General features: G+C 64.7%; 18 protein-coding genes. 13 read left to right on the plus strand and 5 right to left on the minus strand.

All coding sequences use genetic code 11. The features are described from left to right. Nucleotides 1-152: 152 nt before the first annotated feature. Nucleotides 153-926 (minus strand): polysaccharide deacetylase family protein, encoded by a 774-nt coding sequence (locus tag IVB12_RS16955; protein ID WP_247300798.1) that lies wholly within the window; start codon nucleotides 924-926, stop codon nucleotides 153-155. Between the two features lie 116 nt (nucleotides 927-1,042). On the opposite strand from IVB12_RS16955, the gene mgtE reads away from it, so the two are divergent. The 4 genes from mgtE (at nucleotide 1,043) to IVB12_RS16975 (ending at nucleotide 4,948) form a co-directional block, all read left to right on the plus strand. Continuing rightward, a complete protein-coding gene (mgtE, locus tag IVB12_RS16960) occupies nucleotides 1,043-2,464 on the plus strand; it encodes a magnesium transporter (protein ID WP_247300727.1) in 1,422 nt (473 codons plus the stop codon). A 224-nt stretch (nucleotides 2,465-2,688) separates the two neighbouring features. After that, nucleotides 2,689-2,991 carry a helix-turn-helix domain-containing protein gene (locus tag IVB12_RS16965; RefSeq protein WP_247300728.1) on the plus strand — a complete coding sequence of 101 codons (303 nt, stop codon included), beginning with the start codon at nucleotides 2,689-2,691 and terminating at the stop codon, nucleotides 2,989-2,991. 156 nt (nucleotides 2,992-3,147) lie between these two features. Further along, nucleotides 3,148-3,966 carry an aldo/keto reductase gene (locus IVB12_RS16970; protein WP_247300729.1) on the plus strand — a complete coding sequence of 273 codons (819 nt, stop codon included), beginning with the start codon at nucleotides 3,148-3,150 and terminating at the stop codon, nucleotides 3,964-3,966. Nucleotides 3,967-4,015: 49 nt separating this feature from the next. After that, nucleotides 4,016-4,948, plus strand: a complete 933-nt coding sequence (locus tag IVB12_RS16975; RefSeq protein ID WP_247300730.1) for a hypothetical protein — start codon at nucleotides 4,016-4,018, stop codon at nucleotides 4,946-4,948. Between the two features lie 1,018 nt (nucleotides 4,949-5,966). On the opposite strand, the gene IVB12_RS16980 is transcribed toward IVB12_RS16975, so the two are convergent. Then, the gene (locus IVB12_RS16980; RefSeq protein ID WP_247300731.1) at nucleotides 5,967-6,683 is read right to left on the minus strand and encodes a DUF599 domain-containing protein; all 717 of its coding nucleotides are present in this window, start codon (nucleotides 6,681-6,683) and stop codon (nucleotides 5,967-5,969) included. 122 nt (nucleotides 6,684-6,805) lie between these two features. Here IVB12_RS16980 and IVB12_RS16985 point away from each other — a divergent pair, with 122 nt between their 5' ends. From IVB12_RS16985 to IVB12_RS17000, 4 genes are all read left to right on the plus strand, one after another. Further along, the gene (locus IVB12_RS16985; protein WP_247300732.1) at nucleotides 6,806-7,468 is read left to right on the plus strand and encodes a glutathione S-transferase family protein; all 663 of its coding nucleotides are present in this window, start codon (nucleotides 6,806-6,808) and stop codon (nucleotides 7,466-7,468) included. 292 nt (nucleotides 7,469-7,760) lie between these two features. Then, nucleotides 7,761-7,964 carry a hypothetical protein gene (locus tag IVB12_RS16990; RefSeq protein WP_247275749.1) on the plus strand — a complete coding sequence of 68 codons (204 nt, stop codon included), beginning with the start codon at nucleotides 7,761-7,763 and terminating at the stop codon, nucleotides 7,962-7,964. 158 nt (nucleotides 7,965-8,122) lie between these two features. After that, the gene (locus IVB12_RS16995) at nucleotides 8,123-9,109 is read left to right on the plus strand and encodes a hypothetical protein (protein ID WP_247300733.1); all 987 of its coding nucleotides are present in this window, start codon (nucleotides 8,123-8,125) and stop codon (nucleotides 9,107-9,109) included. A gap of 42 nt (nucleotides 9,110-9,151) precedes the next feature. After that, nucleotides 9,152-9,592: a DUF1489 domain-containing protein gene (locus IVB12_RS17000; RefSeq protein ID WP_183259114.1), complete on the plus strand. Its 441-nt coding sequence runs from the start codon at nucleotides 9,152-9,154 to the stop codon at nucleotides 9,590-9,592. Here the strand turns inward: IVB12_RS17000 and panC are convergent. Further along, complete coding sequence (panC, locus tag IVB12_RS17005) at nucleotides 9,589-10,440, minus strand: pantoate--beta-alanine ligase (RefSeq protein ID WP_247300734.1); 852 nt, start codon at nucleotides 10,438-10,440, stop codon at nucleotides 9,589-9,591. The two genes, IVB12_RS17000 and panC, sit on opposite strands and share 4 nt — an antisense overlap. A gap of 285 nt (nucleotides 10,441-10,725) precedes the next feature. Between panC and IVB12_RS17010 the strand changes: the two genes are divergently transcribed. From IVB12_RS17010 to IVB12_RS17025, 4 genes are all read left to right on the plus strand, one after another. Continuing rightward, nucleotides 10,726-11,649, plus strand: coding sequence for a division plane positioning ATPase MipZ (locus IVB12_RS17010; RefSeq protein ID WP_247300735.1), 924 nt, complete (start codon nucleotides 10,726-10,728; stop codon nucleotides 11,647-11,649). A 341-nt stretch (nucleotides 11,650-11,990) separates the two neighbouring features. Further along, nucleotides 11,991-12,851: an alpha/beta fold hydrolase gene (locus IVB12_RS17015; RefSeq protein ID WP_247300736.1), complete on the plus strand. Its 861-nt coding sequence runs from the start codon at nucleotides 11,991-11,993 to the stop codon at nucleotides 12,849-12,851. Nucleotides 12,852-12,970: 119 nt separating this feature from the next. Continuing rightward, the gene (locus IVB12_RS17020; protein WP_247300737.1) at nucleotides 12,971-13,717 is read left to right on the plus strand and encodes a VWA domain-containing protein; all 747 of its coding nucleotides are present in this window, start codon (nucleotides 12,971-12,973) and stop codon (nucleotides 13,715-13,717) included. 72 nt (nucleotides 13,718-13,789) lie between these two features. Then, nucleotides 13,790-14,515 (plus strand): DnaJ domain-containing protein, encoded by a 726-nt coding sequence (locus IVB12_RS17025; protein WP_247300738.1) that lies wholly within the window; start codon nucleotides 13,790-13,792, stop codon nucleotides 14,513-14,515. A gap of 213 nt (nucleotides 14,516-14,728) precedes the next feature. On the opposite strand, the gene IVB12_RS17030 is transcribed toward IVB12_RS17025, so the two are convergent. Continuing rightward, complete coding sequence (locus tag IVB12_RS17030; RefSeq protein WP_247300739.1) at nucleotides 14,729-16,561, minus strand: D-alanyl-D-alanine carboxypeptidase; 1,833 nt, start codon at nucleotides 16,559-16,561, stop codon at nucleotides 14,729-14,731. A 387-nt stretch (nucleotides 16,562-16,948) separates the two neighbouring features. Between IVB12_RS17030 and IVB12_RS17035 the strand changes: the two genes are divergently transcribed. Next, nucleotides 16,949-17,287: a phasin family protein gene (locus IVB12_RS17035; protein ID WP_247275759.1), complete on the plus strand. Its 339-nt coding sequence runs from the start codon at nucleotides 16,949-16,951 to the stop codon at nucleotides 17,285-17,287. A 73-nt stretch (nucleotides 17,288-17,360) separates the two neighbouring features. On the opposite strand, the gene IVB12_RS17040 is transcribed toward IVB12_RS17035, so the two are convergent. Then, nucleotides 17,361-19,352: a pilus assembly protein gene (locus IVB12_RS17040; RefSeq protein ID WP_247300740.1), complete on the minus strand. Its 1,992-nt coding sequence runs from the start codon at nucleotides 19,350-19,352 to the stop codon at nucleotides 17,361-17,363. Nucleotides 19,353-19,502: the final 150 nt, after the last annotated feature.

The raw sequence follows: 19,502 nt of genomic DNA on the forward strand, positions 1-19,502 counted from the left end.
TCGTCTGCCCCCATGAGATTGCCGCCTTAATAGGTCGGAGATGCCCCAAAACGGTTCAGCCGGAGCCGCGCTGAACTTTGCATGGGGTAGCATGAACAGAATATTAATTGGCCCCAAATCACCCCATTTTGCGCCGGCGTGACATTCCGGCATCAATGCGCATCGGCATTCTTCTGCGCTGGGCCTGCCGGAACGATGTGAACAACCCGATACCCGTTCTCCCTCAGATACCGCAGGAAGGCCGGCATGATCGCGGCCGTGCGCGCCTTGGGGTCGTGGAACAGGATGATGCCCTTGCCGCTCGCGGCGAGGCGCTCGGTGACGAGCTTCAATTCCTGCTCCGGCGTGATCTCGTTCCAGTCGCTGGCCCAGAGGTCAGCCCCGAACACCACGATGCCGCGCGCCTGGAGCAGGTCGAGCTGTGCGGGCGTGGACTCGAAATAGGGGAAGCGGAAGAACGGCGTCGAGGGCGTCGTGGTCGAAACCCCGTGCAGCGCCATCTCGTCGGCCGCGATGCCGCGGTCGATCTCGCTCTTGGCCTTGTCGAACGGGATCCGCGCCATGAACGGGTGCGAGAAAGTGTGGTGGCCGATGGTGTGGCCCTCGCTGGCGATGCGCTTGACCATGTCCGGATGTTCGGAGGCGTGCAGGCCGATCAGGAAAAAGGTCGCACGTACGCATTCCTGCGCCAGCGCCGCCAGCACCTTCGACGTGGTCGGTGGATGTGGGCCGTCATCGAAGGTCAGCACGACCTCGCGATCGGCGAGTGGCAGCGTCTGCGGAAAGCTCTTCAGGCCCACGCGCGGGGTGGCCTTGACGTCGACACTCAGAACGCGCGCAGTGCCGAGCGCGTCCTTGCGCGGGCACTCGGCGGCTTCAAGCGAGGTCGCGCCGACGAGGCCGGCCAGCACCGCGCCCAGCGCCATCGGCGTCCATTCCGGGCATTGCATCTTTGTCATTGCGCTCGCTGTTCGCTTGTGGGTATTGCCTGAACCGTCAGCCCAGACCATCTGATCCAACCTGTCAAACGGCGAGGCGCGCCATGGATGAACATCTGGACGTTGCCGCTCCCGCCGCGGATTCGGTACTCGACCACGTACCGATGCGCAATGAAGACGGCGAAATTCGTCACGAATTCGTCGAGGAGATCGCCCATGCGATCGAGGCCGCAGACTCGGCACAGCTGCGCGCGATCGTCGCCGAGCTGCACGAGGCCGACCTGGGCGACCTGATCGGCGCGTTGGAGCCCGACGACCGCGTCCGCCTGGTCGAGCTGACCGGGCGCGACTTCGACTTCTCCGCGCTGAACGAGGTCGACGAGGCCGTGCGCGAGGAGATCCTCGAGGAACTGCCGCCGGAGACCGTCGCTGAAGGTGTCCGCGAGCTCGAATCCGACGACGCGGTCGAGCTCCTGGAAACGCTCGATGCCGAGGAACAGGAGGAGATCCTCGAGAAGCTGCCGCTGAAGGAGCGCGTGGCGCTCGAGCGCAGCCTGCTCTATCCGGAGAATTCCGCCGGCCGCCGGATGCAGACCGAATTCATCGCGGTGCCCCAGGACTTCACCGTGGGCCAGGCGATCGACTACATGCGCGAGACGCCGGACCTGCCCGACCGCTTTTATGAGATCTACGTCGTCGACAAGGACCAGCACTGGCAGGGTGCGGTGCCGCTCGACGTGCTGCTGCGGGCGCGCCGTCCGGTGCCGCTCACCGAGCTGACCGACGAGGATCGCCGCCGCGTCTCCGTCCTGGAGGACCAGGAGGAGGTGGCGCGCATGTTCGGCAAGTACAATCTCGTCGCAGCGCCCGTGCTCGATACCCAGGACCGCTTGGTTGGCGTCATCACCGTCGACGACGTCGTCGACGTCATCGAGGAGGAGGCGGACGAGGACCTCAAGGCGCTCGGCGGCGTCACCAGCGACGAGGAGCTGTCGGACACTTTTCTCACCATTGCGCGCGGCCGCTTCAACTGGCTGCTGGTCAATCTCGCGACCGCCTTTCTGGCGTCCTCCGTGCTCGGCCTGTTCGAAGGCCAGCTCGAGAAGATGGTGGCGCTCGCCGTGCTGGCGCCGATCGTGGCGAGCCAGGGCGGCAATGCCGCGACCCAGACCATGACGGTCGCGGTGCGGGCGCTGGCGACGCGCGAGCTCGGCTCCTCCAACGCCTGGCGCGTGGTGATGCGCGAGAGCCTGGTCGGCCTCGTCAACGGTCTCGCCTTCGCCGTGATCACCGGCATCGCGGCCGTGGCCTGGTTCAAGATCCCCGGCCTCGGCATCGTCATCGGGCTGGCGATGATCTGCAACCTCATTGCCGGCGCGCTCGGCGGCATCCTGATCCCGATGGCGCTCGACCGTGTCAGGGCCGATCCTGCGGTGGCGTCCGGCACCTTCGTCACCACCGTGACCGACGTCGTCGGCTTCTTCTCCTTCCTCGGCATCGCGACGCTCTGGTTCGGGTTGAAGTAGGACGGACGTGCGGCAATCTCACTCTCGTGTCCCGGGCGCGCAGCAACGGCCTTAGCGTTGCTGCGCAGAACCGGGACCCAAAAAGCGATAGGGACGAGACCCACGAGATGGGCCCCGACTCTGCAGCGCAACGCTGAAGAAGCGCTGCGCTGCGTCCGGGGCACGAGACCGCTCTCTTAATCCGAACTTAAGCGACCTGCCGCATCATCGCCCCGCTTGGGGGAATGAGCATGCGGTTGCGGCTGAAGGCGGACGGACGGATCGTCGAATTGCGGGACGGACAGGAATTTCCGGTCCAGCCGGCGGCCAATGCCGCGTCGGGCGACGCCGGCCCGCTCGCGGTGCGCGATTTGCGCCGCCGCGCCTGCCTCACGCAGATGGAGTTCGCCGCAAAACTCGGCGTCCCAGTCGAGACCATTCGCAACTGGGAGCAGGGCAAGCGCGCCCCGCGCGGACCGGCCCGCGCGCTGCTCGCCGTGATCGCGCATGCGCCGGATACGGTGTTCCAGGCGCTCGCCAAAGTCTGACGCTAAGGACGGAACGCCAAGAGCTCGCGCGAACCCTCCGGTAGTATTGCGCTGAATATCCGGCCGAACTGTCGCGGCGTCCGTTGGCAGCGTCATGGGCCGGGTCCATAATGACGGCCGGATGATTTGGGGCTGCCGCAACAGAGAGGATTCCTCATGCTGTTCGTCGAGGCCAATGGTGCAAGGATCCCGGCGATCGGGCTCGGGACCTGGGAATTGGGCGGCCGGCCATGCGCTCGCATTGTCGAGCAGGCGCTGCGGCTCGGCTATCGCCACATCGATACCGCGCAGGCCTATGACAACGAGCGCGAGGTCGGCGACGGCTTGCGGTCCTCGGGCGTGCGCCGCGACGACATCTTCCTCACGACGAAAGTCTGGACCAACCATTTCGCGCCCCACGATCTCGAACGCTCGGTCAAGGAGAGCCTCGCCCGCCTGCGGCTTCCCTTCGTCGATCTGTTGCTGCTGCACTGGCCGAATTCGCATGTGCCGCTCGCGGAGACGCTTGGAGCGCTATCGCATGCGAAGCGCATGGGCCTGACCCGCCACATCGGCGTCTCCAACTTCACAGTGGCGCTGATCGAGCAGGCGGTGGCGTTATCGCCCGAGCCGCTTGTCTGCAATCAAGTCGAATATCACCCTTATCTGGATCAGGCGAAGGTGAGGGCGGCCTGCGACCAGCATGGTCTTGCTCTCGTCGCCTACAGTCCCATCGCCAAGGGCCGCATCAAGTCCGACCAGACGCTCGCGGAGATCGGCCGCGCCCATCGCAAGAGCCCGGCGCAGGTGTGCCTGCGCTGGCTGATGCAGCAGAATGTCGCCGCGATCCCGCGCACCTCGCGCGTCGAGCGTCTGTCGGAAAACATCGAGATCTTCGATTTCGAGCTGTCGGACGACGAGATGGGCCGGATCGCCGCGCTCGCCAATCCCAGGGGACGCCTGACCGACTTCGGCTTCGCGCCGAAATGGGATTGAGGGGGGCTTCCATTATGCTAGGACCAGCGCGGCAACCCGAAGTCAGTCGATGGAACTGCGGAAGATCATACGGACGGACGTTGCGGCGTCGGCGATCGCGCATCTGACGCTGGTGGCGCTGATCATCCTGATCAGCGAAGTCCATCCGTTCCACGCCGCGCCACCCGAGGCTGTTATGGTCGACATCGTCACGCCGGAGCAGGTGAAGGAGGAGGAGGCCAAAGCCGAGGAGAAGGCCCAGGAAGAGGCGAGGGAGAAGCCGCCGGAGCCGAAACCCGACCTGAAGCTGCCGAAGCTGGAATTGGCCGACAAGTCGGATGCGAGGGCCAAGCAGCAGCCCGCGCCATCGCCGTCACCGCAGGCTTCGCCCGAGCTGCAACGTTCTGCGCAGCAGCAACAATTGCAGAAACAGCCTTCGCCGCCGGACCCGCGCGAGGCCAATGCACAGCCGCAACAGCCTCCGCAGCAAGCCCAGCCGCCGCAGCCGCCGACGCCGCCATCACAGGCGATGCAGCAGCCCCAGGCCGCACCGTCGCCGGCCTATCAGGCTCCGGAGCCCGACGTCACCGTCAAATACGGCGTCATGCTGGGCCTGCCGCCTGAATTGCCGACGAAGCTGCCGAAAGACGCCCCCAAGAACGACGGCGGCGACACCAAGGATTCGATCGCCGCCAAGCTGCCGCCCGAGGTCATCGTCGAACTGCGCCGTCACTTGAAAAAGTGCGCCAAGCTGCCGTCCGGGGTCGCGCCAACCGACAACGTCCATGTCAAGCTGCGCACGGTGTTCGCCACCGACGGCACGCTGGCACGCGAGCCGATCCTGATGGAAGCCCCGCCGTCCGCGAAGGGCGTCGCCATCGTCAAGTCCGCAATGAGCGCGCTCCAGAACTGCCAGCCCTACAAGATGCTGCCGGCCGACAAATACGGGGAATGGAAGGTGTTGGATTTGCCGTTCAGCCCGCGGGATTTTGGCGGGGGCTAGGACGTAGTCGTGTAGCCCGAATGGAGCGCAGCGTAATCCGGGTGATTGCTCGCCATTGACACTTTCCCCGATCGCGCCGCGCTCGATCCGTCGCCGCGCCTGTGTCGCGGCTCTGTCAATCCTCTCTTGCGAAAATATTCCGCTTTACCGAAATTCGGAAATGACGTATGTGTCGCCCATCCCGGCTCATCCGAGAGGGGCGATCATGTGTCGTGATGATCGCGGAGCCGGGCTTGCGGTGGACGCGGCAGCGTCGGGCGCGAAAGGCCAAGGGCAGGGCGGATTGCTCTCCGTGAGCCCTTAAGCTTCGCGCAGACGGACGGCGCTGTCAGGTTCGTCGCGCCAGCATGTCGATGGCAAGGTGCACAACGCCGTCGAACCCTGTGGCGCAGGCGACCCGCGCGTACGGCAAAACCGTGTGGTCCTGGCCGTCGTTGCTACGGTCAAGCTCTTGCGGATGCGGCATTGGCGCCAACCGGCGCGGTGTCCGTGACTTCCACGAGGGCGAGGGAGGCCAGAACGAACTCGGCTCCCGGGAGAGCGCGGCATAAGCCGTCAAACCACTGCGCAGGGAAGGCCGTGTGTTGGGCTTCACCTGTATGCCGCTGTGCAGTTTTTCCTGCGTGTGCCTTTCGCACAGCGGACCGTGGGTGCCAGGTCAGCACCCGGCCTTCCCTGCGCCCTCCCGGCTTTGAGGGTGGAGCGACGAAGCAAAGCTCGGGCGAAACGCGCCGCGAGAATGCGAAGGCGTGTCTGTGCGTTGAATGTGTGTTGGAGAATGACGTTGGTTCACCTTGCTCCGTCATTGCGAGCCAACGGGGCCGCGCTTCGCGCGGACCCGTTGGCTCGCAGTGACGTTGAGAGAGCATGCCTCACTCTCCTCTCGTGCCCCGGCTCTGCAGCGCCCTTCGATGCGCTGCAGAGCCGGGGCCTATATCGCAGCGCCTTCCCGTGTGGGCCGGGTCCCGGCTCTGCGTCGCGTCACTTCGTGCCGCGCCGTGTCCGGCACGGCAGTGCATCAATGACCGCGCTTCTTCTCCTCGTCAGCCGTCACCACCTCCGGCGCCATCGCTGCCCAGGCACTGGACGCGAATTGCCGTCGCCAGGTCACGACCACCACGGCCGCCGTGGTCACGAACAGCAGCCATGGGCTGACGAACCAGCCGAGATAGCCGAGCGCGAAGAAGAAGGCGCGCTGGCCGCGATTGAAATGGCGGCCGGCGGATTCGAACAGGCGCGTGGTGCGGATGACATGGGCTTCCGCCTCCACCGTGTCGCGCTGGGACGCCGGCGGCATGCCGCCGAACAGGATCGCGACATAGTTGAACAGGCGATAGGCCCAGGCGAACTTGAAGAAGGCGTAGACGCAGATCAGCACGAGGCCGACGCATTTCAGCTCCCACAGTGCGGGCGAGGGGCTGAGGTCGATCGGCAGCTTGCTCAGGATCGTGATGGCGTCGTTGGTGGCGTGCAGCAGCGCCAGCGCGCCGCCGAGCGCGAACAGGCTGGTGGAGGCGAAGAAGGCGGTGCCGTTCTGGAGCGAGGCCATGATCTGCATGTCGACCATGCGCGTGTCGCGCTCGAGCAGCTGGCGCACCCAGACCTCGCGGTAGCGATTCATGCGCGCCGACAGGCTGTCGCGGCCATAGGCCGAATGCTCCAGCGTCAGCGCGTAGACCAGCCATTCGATGATGAAGAAGCCGACGGCGGTGATGTCGACCCAGTGCCTGCTCATGTCCGTCTCCTCGCGGGCGGCAACGATTGCCACGCATGGCAAGGCGCGGCAACGATTGATTGGGGGCAGGCTATGGCGTTAAAAGCAGCTCGCTTCAGGACGTCTCGGGAAGGATTGACGACATGGCTGCGCTGAAACTCGCGATCGGCAACAAGAACTACTCGTCATGGTCGATGCGGCCTTGGCTCGCACTGCGCGCCAACGACATCCCGTTCGTGGAGACCGTCATCCCGCTCTACACCGACAATCCCGCCGACAAGGAGCAGATCCTGTCCTTCAGCCGCGCCGGCAAGGTGCCGGTGTTGGTCGATGGCGACATCACGGTGTGGGATTCGCTCAGCATCATCGAATACATCGCCGAGCGCTACCCGGAGAAAAAGCTGTGGCCCGACGATGTCGCCGCGCGCGCTTATGCCCGGTCGGTGTGCGCCGAGATGCATTCCGGCTTCATGGCCTTACGTAACGAATGCGGCATGAACCTGCACCGCCCCGTGCGCCCGGTGACGCTATCGGCGGACGCCAAGGCCAATATCGCGCGCGTGCAGGAGATCTGGCGCGAGTGCCGGACCCGTTATGGCGCCAAGGGACCGTTCCTGTTCGGCCGCTTCGGCGCGGCGGATGCGATGTACGCGCCGGTCGTGCACCGCTTCCGCACCTATGCGATCGAGGTCACGCCCGAGACCAAGGCCTACATGGACACGATGCAGGCGCTGCCGGCGTTCCAAGAATGGACCCGGGACGGGCTCGCCGAAACGCTTCGCATCGAGAAGTTCGAGGACGCCTGACCGCTGGTCCGGCCGGGAAGGCGGCCCGCGCGCCGGCTGGCGGCGCTCCTGCCGCCGCCATGATTCCCTACGCTGCGACATCCAGCTGCGACATGCCGCCGGACGGGGCTGCTCCGGCGGTATCATCGGCCCGCCGGTCCATCTCTATCATTCTGAAAAGACTGCCAAATTGGGGCGGTTGTCATGCCGGCATGGCGCTGGCCAAACGGGCGGGGCTCGTGCTATACGACGGCCCGGGTTTCCGGCCGGCCATCGCAGTGGGACACTGGGCGAGGCAGGCGCTGTTTGAGTGATGGAGAGGGTGTTGAAGCACAAATTCCCCGTGGGAACGCGCGTCTTGTTCACGGCTAGCAATGTCGCGCGTCCGGCTGCCAGCGGCGCGTATGAGATCATCCGTCTGCTGCCGACCGATGGCGACGACTGCCAGTACCGGATCAAGAGCTCGACCGAAGCGTTCGAGCGCGTCGCCAAGGAAAGCCAGCTCGCGCTCTCCTGAAGACGGACGCTACCCTGCGCATTGGCGCCTTCCGGAAATTGTATCCTCTCGCCGTCAAAAGGCCCGCTTCGGCTTCGCAAGGTGGGGCGGGGGCAGTTTGCCGACTCGCGGTGCTCGCTTGACCATTCGCTCTTTGCTCGTGTGAGAGGACGTCGCGCATGACCTGGTCGCTCGACCAAATTTGGCGCTGGCCGGCCTTCCCGATGTGGATGACGCTGCTGGCTGCCGGATTCTTCGGGCTGATCCTCCTGATCACGCTGCTGCGCGCCGACAGGTCGGTCGCGAACGGCGCGCTGACCGTGATCACGCTGCTGTCCATTGCGATCGCCGGGGCGGCCACGGTGCGCGTCTATGGTTCGGAGGGGCAGCCGACCCCGGCCGAAGCGCGCGCGCAGGCGGTGACGGCGAGCCTGCCGGCGCTGTCCTGCCTCGACGATCTCGCCGGCGATGCCGTGGCCGTTGGCTGCGAGAAGGCGCTGTTCGGCGCGCCTGAGGCAGCGGCTGCCGCCGTCTCCTATACCGCCGCCAGGATCGACCGGCTGACCGCGCTCGGCGACGTCGCCACGGCCGACAAGAGCCTGACGCTGGACCTGAAGATGCTGCGCAAATCGCTGGAACGTGATCGCTACGGCCTCGTCGCCCATGTGCTGGTCGCGCGCGACGGCTGCACGCAGTTCGATTGCGCTGCGTTCCGCTCGCTGACCGACCAGCAGCAGGTCGCCGCCAACATGGATTCCCATCGCTACGACACGCTGGTTGCGCGCTATGCGCCGACCTGGAACGCGCCCGCAACGGCGCTGGCGATGCCGGCTACCAGCGCGCTTTCCGGATTGCCGCCGTCGATGCCGACGGGCAAGCCGACCAATGCCGACTTCCCGAGCGCCTCGTCGACGCCGCCCGTCAGCATCATGAATCCGGAGCCGCCCACCGCGGCAACGCGCCAGGCGGCACCGGCCGCAAACGCAGCGCCGGCAGCGCGCGCGCCGGCAGCGGCCTCGGCACAGGCCGCAGCGCCTGCGGCACCAACTGCGTCGGCCGCGAAGAAGCCGCCTGCTCCAAAGGCAGCGCGTTCTCCCGCAGCGCCGGTTCCGCTCGCGCCCCCGCCAGCCTCGGCGGCTGCTCCAGCGGCTGCGGATAACGAGTAGATCGGCATTCCAAATGCGCGGCTGCCCGGTTAATGCTGGGGCATGCCGCTACACCTGATCAAGCTCGCCGTCGGCTGCGACTCCGTCAAGGAATTGAAGGAGTGGATCGCCGAACGGATGCAGACCGCCAAGAAGAAGGGTCTGCCGCAACGTCACATCCACATCACCCGCATGGTGCCCAAGCGCGACGCCGAGATCCTCTCGGGCGGCTCGCTCTATTGGGTCATCAAGGGCGAGATCGCCGCGCGGGAGAAGATCATCGGGATCGAGCCGTTCCGTGACAAGGACGGCATCGGGCGCTGCCGGATCGTGATGCAGCCGAAGGTGGTCTCGGTGTCGCCGCGGCCGATGCGCCCGTTCCAGGGCTGGCGCTATCTGACCGATGATTCGGTGCCCGCCGATCTCGGCAAGTCCGCCGCCGGCTCGATCGCGGCGATGCCGGAGCCGATGCGGCGCGAGCTGCGTGATCTCGGATTGCTTTAAACCGCGATATTGTCGATCAGCCGGGTGGTGCCGAGCTTGGCCGCGACCAGGATCCGCAAGGGTCCGTCCTTGCGCGAGGTGACCGGCGCCAGCGTCGCGGCATGGCGGGCTTCGAAATAGTCGAGGGCGAAACCGGCCGCCTTGATCATCTCGGCGCCGGCCGCCATGGCGGGCGCGATCGCTTCGCCTGCACGGATGCGCCCGGCGCTCTCCTTCATGGCGCGGTAAAGCGTGGTTGCGGTCTGCCGCTCCTGCGGTGACAAATAGACGTTGCGCGAGGACATCGCGAGCCCGTCGCGCTCGCGTACGGTGCGGGAGCCGATGACCTTGACGCCGAGGTCAAGATCCCGCGCCATCTGCGCCACCACCCGCAGCTGCTGAAAATCCTTCTCGCCGAAGATCGCAAAGTCGGGCCGGCATTGCGTGAACAGCTTGCCGACGACGGTGGCGACACCGCCGAAGAAATGCGGGCGGAAGCGGTCCTCGAGCCCGGCCAGCGCCGGCCCCTCCGGCACGATGCGGGTGGCAAAACCCTCCGGATACATGGCCTCGACGCCGGGGTGCCAGACCACATCGACGTCCTCAGCCGCGAGCTTGGCGATGTCGGCCTTCCAGGTGCGCGGATAGGCGCCAAAGTCCTCGGTCGGGGCGAACTGAGTCGGGTTGACAAAGATCGACACCACGACGCGGCTCGCGCGTCGCTTGGCGAGGCGAACCAGCGACACGTGCCCGTCATGGAGCGCCCCCATGGTCGGGACCAGCGCGATCGTGGCCTTTCGCTTGCGGAGAGTGTCGACGGCGCGCCGCAGGGCAGGGACCGTGCGGGCGATCAAGGGACTCGATGACATCAGGACTCGATAGGGTTGGGAATCAGTGCGGGTGCAGCCGGCGCGCGACCGGCTAACCTTAACAAGCGGCGATCATGGACGCCATGCATCCGGATGCGGCACAGCATCCCGGGCAACGGCCGCACAGAATGTCGCGACATCTTGGGCTGGATCACAGACGAAAAGATGACTCCGTAATTCATGACGAAGAACGGCGCATTGCAATTTGCATTACCTGTCACGCATTTCACTTGACCGCTGATGCGGTCAACTCGAAGATATTCGTTAGGGGTATTGAGGATCGCTATGCTTGTGCAGGCTAGCCAAGGCCAATCCGGCTCGGCGCATGTGGTCGTGCTCGGCAATGAAAAGGGCGGCTCCGGAAAATCGACGACCGCCCTGCACATCGCGGTTGCGCTCCTGAAGGCCGGCCAGCGCGTCGCCACCATCGATCTCGACTGCCGCCAGCAGAGCTTTACCCGCTACATCAGCAACCGTTCCGCCTGGGCGCGCCGCACCAAGCTCGACCTCGAGCTGCCGGTGCATCGCTGCATCAAGCTCGGCGAGACCATGCAGATCGCCGAGAACGAGAATGCCGAGTTCCAGCAATTCATGGAGGCGGTCTCGGCGGTCGAAAGCAGCTTCGACTTCATCGTCATCGATACGCCCGGCACCGACAGCTACCTGATGCGGCTGGCGCATTCGATGGCCGACACGCTGGTGACGCCGATCAACGACAGCTTTCTCGACTTCGACGTGCTCGGCACCGTCGATCCCGCCAACTACGTGGTCACGGGAGAGAGCCATTACGCCGAGATGGTGCGCGACGTCAGGCGCAAGCGCCGCCAGCTCGACGGCGCGACCACCGACTGGATCGTGGTGCGCAACCGCCTGTCGATGCTCGGCTCCCGCAACAAGCAGCTTGTCGCCGAGGGGTTGAAGGATTTGTCGCTGCGGCTCGGCTTCCGCTACGTCGACGGCTTCGCCGAACGTGTCGTCTATCGCGAATTTTTCCCGCGCGGCCTGACCGCCCTCGACGAGATCGACGAGGCCACGCTCGGCATGCGGCCCAATCTCGGCCATCTCACCGCGCGGGAGGAGGTGACCAGCCTGCTCCGCCAGCTCAAGCTGCCGCTCGATGAGCGCGGCCGCCGCCGCGCCGCCAACCGTGCCGAATGGTTCAGTCAGGTCGACAAGCCGCTCGAGGTCCACGACATCCTCGGCGCCTGAGGCCGCGGTATATTGCTACTTCCCGTCAAATCCGAGCGCCAGTTGCCGCGGGAACTCAGTCCGCGCTCGGCGCGTTTTCATCTCACGTTGACTACGAATTGAACCCGATCGGGCCCGGTTGCGTCGGATGGTGACCTGCACCTGACGTTAGCCTTATGACAAAGGGTGCCCAACAAACGTGTGCGACGCACAATGAAAGGGCTGCCGGTTCACAATATTTAGCCTTCCTGTCACGCTGCTGTGACATATATTAGGGAATAGGCGACAAGGGGACAAAGAGCCCCGAAGAACACGATTTTCAACAGGGATCAGGCCGCAAGAGCCTGCGGCTGAGGACGAAGATGAAGCGTGGAATTGCCGTTCTGGTTTCGGTCAGTGCTCTCTGCGGCATCGCCTATTTCACGGCGAGCAAGTGGGCCATCAAGCACGAGACCATCACCTTCTACGACGCTTCGCGCGACAACCGCCCGGTGCCCGTCCACATCGCGGTGCGCCGCGACAAGGAAATGCAAGCCAACGCTGGCCTGATCAAGTTGCCTGTCGCCGTGATCAATCATGGCAACACTGTCAAGAACACCGAGTACGGCTTCCTCGCCAACATCTTCGCTGCGCGCGGCTACATGGTCCTGAGCCCGCAGCATGATTTGCCGACCGATCCTCCGATGGTGACCAAGCCGGGCGAGCTCTATGTCGGCCGGCTGCCGCAGATCCTGCGCGGCGTCGCCAACATTCATCTCGCCATGCAGGAGATGAAGAAGGTCCAGCCGAATGCCGACTACGAAAAGGTGACCATGGTCGGTCACTCCATGGGCGGCGACATCACGATGTATTTCGCCAAGCAGTATCCGGATGAGGTCAAGAAGGTCGTCACGCTCGACAATCTGCGCGTTCCCTTCGTCACGGCCGGCAAATTCAAGATCCTGTCGTTCCGTTCCACCGATCCCCAGTTCAAGGCCGATGCGGGCGTCATCCCCACGGACGAGGAGTGCGAGAAGGCGGGCATTCAGGTCGTGAAGACCGAGTTCCAGCATAATGACATGCGCGACACCGGTCCGGACGCGGCCAAGAACTCGATTCAGAGCATGCTCGACAGGTTCCTGAGCGCCACCGACAGCGAGATCAGACCGGTCGACACGCAATCGTCTCCGCCCAAGATTCTCGAGCCGGGTCCGGTTGCATTGATGGCGCCTGCCAAGAGCTGACGCCTCCCTCATCGACACCGATCTCGAAGCCTCCGCCGGCTTACCTCCGCGGAGGCTTTGCACATTGACCGGGCTCTACGCGCCCACCACATTAATTGCCCACGCATGGTTGAGCAGCGATGTCGGGCGACCCCATCAAACCGCGCGGCGATGCCGTCTCGACGAAAGCCGGCGGCGCAGTGCCACAGGCCGGAACGTCCACCTCGGATGACATTGCCGCCTTTGTCGCCAAGGCGCGTGCGTTGTCACCGCATGCGCCCGGCGCGAGGGGGCGGCTGATCTTCGCGCTGGATGCGACAATGAGCCGGCAGCCGACCTGGGACATGGCCTGCGCGCTCCAGGCCGACATGTTTCGCGAGACTGCGGCGCTCGGCAGTCTCGACGTCCGGCTCGTCTACTATCGCGGTTTCAACGAGTGCCGGGCGACGGCGTGGATCTCCGACAGTGCCAGGCTTGCGACATTGATGAGCAAGATCGATTGCCGCGGCGGCGACACCCAGATCGGCAAGGTGCTGAGCGAGGCCCGGCGCGAGGCCGTCGCGTCCGGCGTGCGGGCCGTCGTCTTCGTTGGCGATGCCATGGAGGAGAACGCCGACGAACTCTGCGCCAGGGCCGGCGAGCTTGGCATGCTCAAGGTGCCGGTGTTTGTGTTTCAGGAAGGCCATGACGCCGTGGCCGAGCGGACCTTTCGCGAGATCGCGCGCCTGACCGGCGGTGCCTGGTGCCGGTTCGATCCTGGCGCGGCGGCGCAATTGCGCGAGCTGTTGCGGGCGGCCGCGGCTTACGCCGCCGGCGGCCCCGAAGCGCTGCTGGAATTGGCGAAGAGCGCGAGCGCTGCGGCGAAGCTGATCGGCCAGATGAGGTAGCGATCAGGCTGGCGACCGGCTGCGGAAGCTGAACGCGATGCATTTTGCCGAGAGCGCGACTATATTCCGGGCATGACCCTGCTCGCCGGCGCTGTCGCCGTTATCACGCTTTATCTGCTGCTCCAGATGTTCCGCTCCGCCAATCCGGCGGTGCTGGCCCGCACCATCAAGCTCGGTGGCGGCGTGGTGGCGCTGGCGGTCGCAGCGTTCACGGGTCTGCGGGGCGAACTGGCGGTCGCGATTCCGCTCGGCATCTTCGGCGCGGGGCTGCTCGGCTGGACACCCTTGGCCAACGCCGGCTTCGGCAATGTCGGAGGGCTGTTCGGCGGCGGCGCGGCGCGCGCCTCCGGACAGGCCTCGCGCGTGCGCTCGCAATTCCTCGACATGCGGCTCGACCACGACACCGGTCAGCTGACAGGCCGGATCGTTGCCGGACCTCATGCCGGGCGCGATCTCGGCGAGTTCGATCTTGCCGGCCTGCTGGCGATGGTTCCGGCATTCGATGCCGAGAGTGTGGCCTTACTTGAAAGCTATCTGGACCGCCGGTTTCCCGCTTGGCGTCAGAACGCGCAGGGCGATGCGGCAGGGCGGCAGCGTCGCACGGCGGCGAGCGGCAAAATGACGGCGGAGGAGGCCTATCAGATCCTTGGCTTGCAGCCGGGCGCGGGGCGCGACGACATCAGCAGGGCCCACAAGTCCCTGATGAAGAAACTCCATCCCGACCAGGGGGGCTCGACGTATCTCGCTGCCCGTGTAAACGAGGCCAAGGATACTCTGCTTCGTGCGCATAACAGCTAACTCCGGCACCACGCTACAAACGCCCGTACCGCGTGAACTCCGTTTGCTCTGTCTGCGTCGCCCCGATGCCCGCCATTGTCGGCGTGGTCGATCCCTTGAGGAAAGTTTTAACCGTAAATTGTTGACGAGAGGTTGTCGCGGAACAGCCTCGGCATCACCCCAAATCGAAAATGCCCGCGCAAGGCGGGCATTTGCTTTGAGAGGCTCGAGAGATCAGTTGCGCACGGTGATGCAGGAAATTTCGGCGCGCTTCAGGGTGCGGCAGACCGCTTCGGCCTGGTCGCGCTCGAGCCCGGCGAAGCGGGCACGGTAGAGCTTGCGATTGTCCTTGGCGACGACCGGCTCGGTGAACGGGTCGGCCTTGCTGAGCAGGCCGCGGGCCGAGCTGCGGGCAGCGTCGATGCGCTGCTGGGCTTCGCTCTCGCTCTCGAGCGCGCCGACCTGGACGATCCAGCCGCTGTGGGTGACGACCGGCTTGGTCGTGGCGCTCATCTGAATCGGCCGCGGCGCCGGGTCGGCGGAAGCAAGCTTCGGAGCGATCGAGGCGGGAGCGGCGGCGGGTGCGGCTGGCAGCACGCCGAGGATGCCGTTGCCGGTGCCGAAGCCCGCCGGCTGCCGTGGCAGCTCGGTGCGGGCGATCTCGGACTTCGGCGCTTCCGGCTGGCTCGGGATTTCAGGCCTGTTGATGAGATCGGCCCGGGCGACGACCGCGCCGGACGTTTCCGCGACATCGGACCGGGACGGAATGGTGTTCGTGACCGGTGGCGACACCTGCGCCGGGGCAGCGGAGGCGACCTTCACGGCGCCGGCCTTGACCTGAACGGTCTTGACCCGGACCGGCTTCATCGGTTCGGACGAGCCGGGGATGATGGACAGCGGCTGGCTTGAGATCACGCCATTGGTGAGCGGCGCCGGCTCGATCTTGGCTTCAGCCGGGCGAACTTCAGGCTTGGCCTGAGCTGGCGGCATCGCGGCAGTCGCAGCCGCCAGCGTCGACAGACGCGCGGCAAGGCGGGACGAGGCGGCCTCGGGAGCGGGGGCCGCCGCGGCCTGGACCTGCGGGGCAGAGCGGGGGGCATCCGAGGCGTCGGCGACCTCGGCACTGGCGTCGGCGCCGTTGCGCTCGGTGACGGCGGCGACGGTGTGGGTGGTCGCGCCCTTCTCGAGATTCTCCGCGAGCAGATTGCGCATGATCGCGTCGCGCGAGCCGCCGCTGCGGCCGCCGAGCACAACGCCGATCAGATGGCGATTGCCGCGGCGCATCGAGGTGACGAGGTTGAAACCTGAGGCGCGGGTGTAGCCGGTCTTGATGCCGTCGACGCCCTCGACATTGCCGAGCAGGTGATTGTGGTTGCGGATCGACTGTCCGCGCCAGTTGAACGAGGCGGTCGCGAAGTAGCGATAGTAGCGCGGGAAGCGCTCCTGGATGGCGCGGCCGAGCGTAGCCTGGTCGCGTGCGGTCGTCACCTGCTCGTCGTTCGGCAGGCCCGAAGCGTTGCGATAGACGGTCTTGGACATGCCGAGCGCGCGCGCCTTGCGCGTCATCATCTGCGCGAAATCGCTCTCGTCGCCGCCGATCGTCTCTGCGATCACCACGGCGGCGTCATTGGCGGAACGCGTCACGAGGCCCTTGATCGCGTCCTCGACGCGGATGGTCTGGCCGGGGCGGAGGTTGAGCTTGGTCGGATCCTGGTCGGCGGCATGCTGCGACACCGGCATCTCGCTGTCGAGCTTCAGCTTGCCGGATTCGAGGCGCTCGAACAGCAAGTAGAGCGTCATGATCTTGGTGAGCGAGGCGGGGTGACGCAGTGCGTCGGGGCTGGTCGACTGGAGCACCGCGCCAGAATTGCCGTCGACAATGATGGAGGCAAATTTTGAGCTGGAGCTCTCGGATACATCGCGCTGCACCCGATGGTGCGCGTAGTGGCGCCGGTGGCGCCGTGCCTCGGCAGCGTCGGTGGTGACGATGATTACGGTGGTGACCGTAAGAAGCCCGAAAACGCCAACCCGCGCCAAGCGCGAGGCAGACAAGTTGTTACGAAGCATGGAACCCCGTCCCCGTTTCTGACTTGATCACCGGCTCGTGAGGCGAAATTGTGCCCAATCGACCCGGGATCATTACCTGCTCAGGCTGTCCCTCCGCTGATGTTCACCGCGGGGGACGTTTGGACCTGAGCCGCTGTTCTGGCTAAGGTGATGTTCTCAAACGGCTTTGGCCGCCTGCGGAAGTGAACACGTCCAGGGAATCAGGGTAGGGGGCCGCGGTTTCCAAAAGCTTAAGGAACCCTTGCGGAAAACCCCGGGAATCTCCGCGATTTGAATCTGCTTTTGTGCGGCGCACAATATTCTTGACTTTTTTGTGCGCTGCACTAATTGTAGGCAAAGTCAGGGAGCCGGGGCTTCCCGACGAGAGCCAGGGAAAAGGATTCCGACATGTTCAAGGTTGAAGACTTTCAGAACTACGGGAAAGAGCAGTTCGAGCAGTGCGTCGCCTCCGCGACCTCGGTGCAGCACGGCCTTCAGGCGATCGCGAGCGCTTATGGCGACTACACCAAGAAGTCGTTCGAAGACACCAAGTCCTTCGTCGAAAAGCTCTCCGGCGTGAAGTCGCTGGACAAGGCGATGGAAGCGCAGACCGATTTCGCCCGTTCCGCCTACGAGACCTTCGTTGCGGAATCGCAGAAGATCGCCGGCCTCTACAGCGACCTCGCCAAGCAGGCGCTCAAGCCGGTCGAGACCATCGTGTCGAAGTTCACCCCGGCTGCGAACTGAGCTTTCCAGGACGTCTTGGAATCGAAAAGCCCGGCTGATCAGCCGGGCTTTTTTTGCCGGTGGGAAACGTTGATCATCTCGCGAGGCGCAGCTTGCTCAGCGCGGTTCCGATCGTATTGAAAATAGTCGCGATCTCGGTCGAGCTCTTGATCTCGTAGAACTTGTCCGGGCTGCTCGCGCAATATTTCAGGATCGCCGAGGTCGGATCCCCGCCCGTGTTTACCTGGATCGTGTAGATCGTGTACATCGCCGCGCCGTTGGAATCCTTCGCATTCTTGAGATTATCGCATAACAATTGCTGCCGGGCATCGATCGAGCCAGGGAACGTGCTGTTGCCGTATGTCGTGGTCTGGTTCCTGCCGTTGCCGTAGGCCGGCCAGCGGTCCTCGGTGTTCAGACCATCGGACAGCAGGATGATGACCCTGTTGTAGGTGGAGCCGCTGCTGGTGCTCTCCGCTGGCGCGTTCAGAGGATTGCCCTGTCGCAACGACTGCCAGGCCCAAGCCAATCCGACAGCCTGGTTGGTGCCGCCCGTTGGCTCCATCGCGTTGACCGCGGTCTTCAGAGCGCTCCAGTCGTAGGTCAGGGGGATGACCCGCCCGAGCTTGGTCGAAGCGCTGCTGCTGCAATAGGAGATGCTGTTCTCGTAATATTCGTTGGCGGGAAACAATGTCGTGGCATCGGAGGACGTCGGCGATACGCCGGTCGTGTCATTCGGCTGGGTGCGGTCTGCGACGCAGCCTGTCCAGGTGCTGATGGGATTGCTGGAAGCCTGGCGCCAGTCATTCGCGACGCTGGTAGCGTTGGGAGTCCAGATGTGCTCCTTGTTGGGCGTATGGGTCGCATCCCGGAAACCGACGGCGGCGGAAACTCTCGGTTGGTCCAAATTGTCTGTCGTGTCGTTGGGGCCGGGCTGTGTCCAATTGTGAACATAGGTCCAGCCGGTGCAATATTTGCTGGTGCCGCTGCCAGTGCAAGTGCAGCCGGATACGTCATTACCGGAGGAATTCTTCGGGCAACTGCAGTTCGAGCTTCCGCTGCAGAAGGTTTCCTGAAGGCCGGTCGGCTCACTGCTCCAGCACCCGTTGTAGATCGTCTGCGAGTTGCCATCGAAGGTCGGGCAAATCGGATTCTGGATGCTCGCGCCGTTGACCGTGATCGTGGTCGATTGGATCGTTGACGTGCCCAAAGCGCTGCTTGTCGGTGCGGTCTTGCATGTGAACGCGCCATTGGCGCGGCCATTGGTGTTGCCGAGGGAGTTGGTGAATGGGCACTTCGCGCCAGGTCCCACCGCATGCCAGTTGATAGGCAGGCTTGCCTGGTAGCCGCCAGGTACGTTGGCGGGCTGCGCGGTCGGCGGGTTCAGCCAATCGGTCCAGTCAATCCAGCTCTGGCCATAATTGCTCGTGCCGACGTTGACGTCCTTGGCAAAGGGAATGACCGAAATATAGACATCGCCGTTGGTCTTGCTGAGTGCGCGGAGCTGGTCAATCAGGCCGCCGGTTCCCGCGACCGCATTCTTCAGCGCCGTCATCTTGTTGTTGTCCGACATCGATCCCGTGTTGTCGAGCGCCAGCGCCACGCGCATCTTCACGTTGCCCCAGGTTGCGGTCGACGTGGTATTAAAGCCGAGCGTCGGATAGCCGGCGATCTGCATGAACATGGAATCGATGTAGCTGGAGCCTTCCAGAAGGATCTTCGCTGCCGCGCTTGTGGTCGCCGCAGTGTAGGTTGCCGTTAGCTGAACCCTTGTCTTTGCTGCCGTGTCCGCGGCTTCGCTGCCGGCGAACAGGCCCTTGAAATAGTCTGCCGCCTTCTGGCTGATCTGGGACTGGGAGATGGTACCGGCTGTTAGGTCCCTCGACAGCATCAGCGCGGTCGAATCCAGGGCGGCCTGCATTGACGATCGCGCGCGGGTGGCCCGGCTATAATCGATCGCGGCACCGACGAAGGTCAGCACTGGGACGAGCGCGATGGCGAAGATCACCGCGATATTGCCTTGCTCGGCCTTCTTGAAGCTGGCGAGCTGTCGACCAATGCGGCGGACAACGGGCAGGTGAAGCATGACGACCCCCGAAATCTGTGGTTTGCCCGATCTCGCGCCACGCCCTTGAAGGGTAGGTAAATAGGACCGTAGAAAGCCGGAGATATCCGGTCGAAACCGTCGCAGTCGCGCTAACAGCCGGGTTCCTGGTCAACAGGTCCAAACAGTCAC

Origin of the sequence: Bradyrhizobium sp. 179 (assembly GCF_023073535.1) — a bacterium.
Taxonomy (GTDB): Bacteria; Pseudomonadota; Alphaproteobacteria; order Rhizobiales; family Xanthobacteraceae; genus Bradyrhizobium.